Origin of the sequence: Parafrankia sp. FMc2, assembly GCF_041008525.1 — a bacterium.
Classification (GTDB): domain Bacteria; phylum Actinomycetota; class Actinomycetes; order Frankiales; family Frankiaceae; genus Parafrankia.
Window position 1 is genome coordinate 1 of record NZ_JBFLUG010000351.1, and the last position, 1,982, is coordinate 1,982.

Annotated in this window: 2 protein-coding genes; both read left to right on the forward strand. The window is 66.3% G+C overall.

Going from position 1 to position 1,982, the window contains the following annotated elements:
* The first annotated feature begins 247 nt into the window (after window positions 1-247).
* Complete coding sequence (locus AB1460_RS37115; RefSeq protein ID WP_368967215.1) at window positions 248-1,324, forward strand: pyridoxal-phosphate dependent enzyme; 1,077 nt, start codon at window positions 248-250, stop codon at window positions 1,322-1,324.
* A 208-nt stretch (window positions 1,325-1,532) separates the two neighbouring features.
* The gene (locus AB1460_RS37120) at window positions 1,533-1,895 is read left to right on the forward strand and encodes an ATP-binding cassette domain-containing protein (RefSeq protein ID WP_420497465.1); all 363 of its coding nucleotides are present in this window, start codon (window positions 1,533-1,535) and stop codon (window positions 1,893-1,895) included.
* The last annotated feature ends 87 nt before the right edge of the window (window positions 1,896-1,982 follow it).

Sequence of the window (1,982 nt, forward strand, 5' to 3'; positions counted from 1 at the left end):
CCGCGTCGTCCGCCGGGCCAACCGCACCCCATTCCCCACCAAGAAGCCGATCGACAGACACCTCACAGGACCACCACCCTCGGTCGTCACAGTACTAACCCGAACCTAAAGTTCCTGGTATTGGGCAGTACCCTGGGAGAACTACCGATTCCGAGGAGCCGGCATCACCGAAGTGATGTGTGTCCGCTGCGAGCGGGTAGACCAGATGGGCCTCATGGCCTGGCGATGCGGATGCGGGGGTCTCTATGTGCTTCCCGACAGCGCGATCGGATTTCCTGCCGGCCATGGCGGCCCGACCAGCATCTGGCGCTATGCCACGATGATCGTGCCTGACGGTGATGCCCTGGACTGGCGCACGCTCAGCCTTGGGGAGGGAATGACGCCGATGGTGCCTGTGAACCCGGAAATCGCAGGCGTCGTCGTGCTCGCGAAGCTGGATTTCCTGATGCCGACGCTGTCGTTCAAGGACCGCGGCGCCGCCGTGGTAGTGGCGGCAGCCAGCCGCCTCGGCGCGAGTCGGCTGGTGATCGACTCGAGCGGGAATGCGGGGACCGCCACTGCGGCTTACGCGGCCCGCGCCGGCATCCCGCTCGACGTCTTCGTCCCCGCTTGGACGTCCCCGGGCAAGACGGCCCAGATCGAGGCATACGGCGCTGTATGCCACCGGGTCGACGGGGACCGTAAGGCGACGGAGGAAGCCGCGATCGACGCGGTGGCGAACAGCGGCGCCTTCTACGCCAGCCACGTCTACAACCCGTTGTTCGTCGCCGGTGTGAAGACCTTTGTTTTCGAGATGGTGGAGCAGCTCGGCGGTGGGGTGCCCGACCTGGTAGCGCTTCCGGTAGGGAACGGGACGATGCTGCTCGGCGCCCATCGGGGATTTCAGCAACTGCGGCGGTCGGGCGCGCTGGCTGAGGAACCGACTTTCCTGGCAGTGCAGGCCGAACGCTGCGCGCCCGTCGCTGCCGCCGTCGCTGCCGGGGACGCTCGCCTGGTACCGGTCGTCAACGAGGGGACCGTTGCGGACGGTATCGCGATCGCTGCGCCGGCCCGCGGGAACGAGATCCTCGAGGTGCTCCGCTCCCGGGCTGGACACGTCGTGACGGCGGCGGAGGACGCGATAGGGAAAGCTCGGGTCGAGCTGGCGCGGGCCGGGTTGTTCGTGGAGCCTACCGCGGCGGCCACCTATGCCGGGCTGCTTCGATGGCTCGACGGATCGGGCGCCGAGTGGGCCGACCAGGTCCGAGACGCCAGGGGAAGACCGCCGGTGGTCGTCCTACCGCTGTGCGGAGCAGGTCTCAAGGCGGTTGCTCGGAAGTATTGAGCGGGTCCTCGCGGTCGTCTGAGCAGAATGCGTGCCGTCGAATAGTGGCCGGGCGGGCGCCTATCGCCGGAACCTGGCCGTCGAAAAGCGAACGATATTATGCCGATAAGAAAGCAGCCTAGTCTCTGCCGCGGGTGCTGCTCATTCTCACGGTCAAATTGGCACCGGGGTTCGACCGGCTTGGTCTTCAGTAGCGAGAAGGGTTCGGATGACGGTCGCCATACAGATCAAAGGCATTAGTAAATCCTTTGGCGAGGTCCGCGCGCTGCGCGGGGTCGACCTCGAGGCGTCGGCTGGCGAGGTGCTGGGCCTGCTGGGTCGGAACGGGGCCGGAAAGACCACGATCGTCCGAATCCTGGCGACGCTAGAGCGCCCCGACAGTGGGCATGCCTTCATCGACGGTCACGACGTCGTTCGGGATTCCCGCGCAGTGCGTCGCCGGATCGGCCTGGCGGGCCAGTACGCGGCTGTGGACGAGGACGTCTCCGGGCGGGAGAACCTCTATCTGATCGCGCGTCTGCTGAACCTACCGCCCAATACCAGGAACTTTAGGTTCGGGTTAGTACTGTGACGACCGAGGGTGGTGGTCCTGTGAGGTGTCTGTCGATCGGCTTCTTGGTGGGGAATGGGGTGCGGTTGGCCCGGCGGACGACGCGGG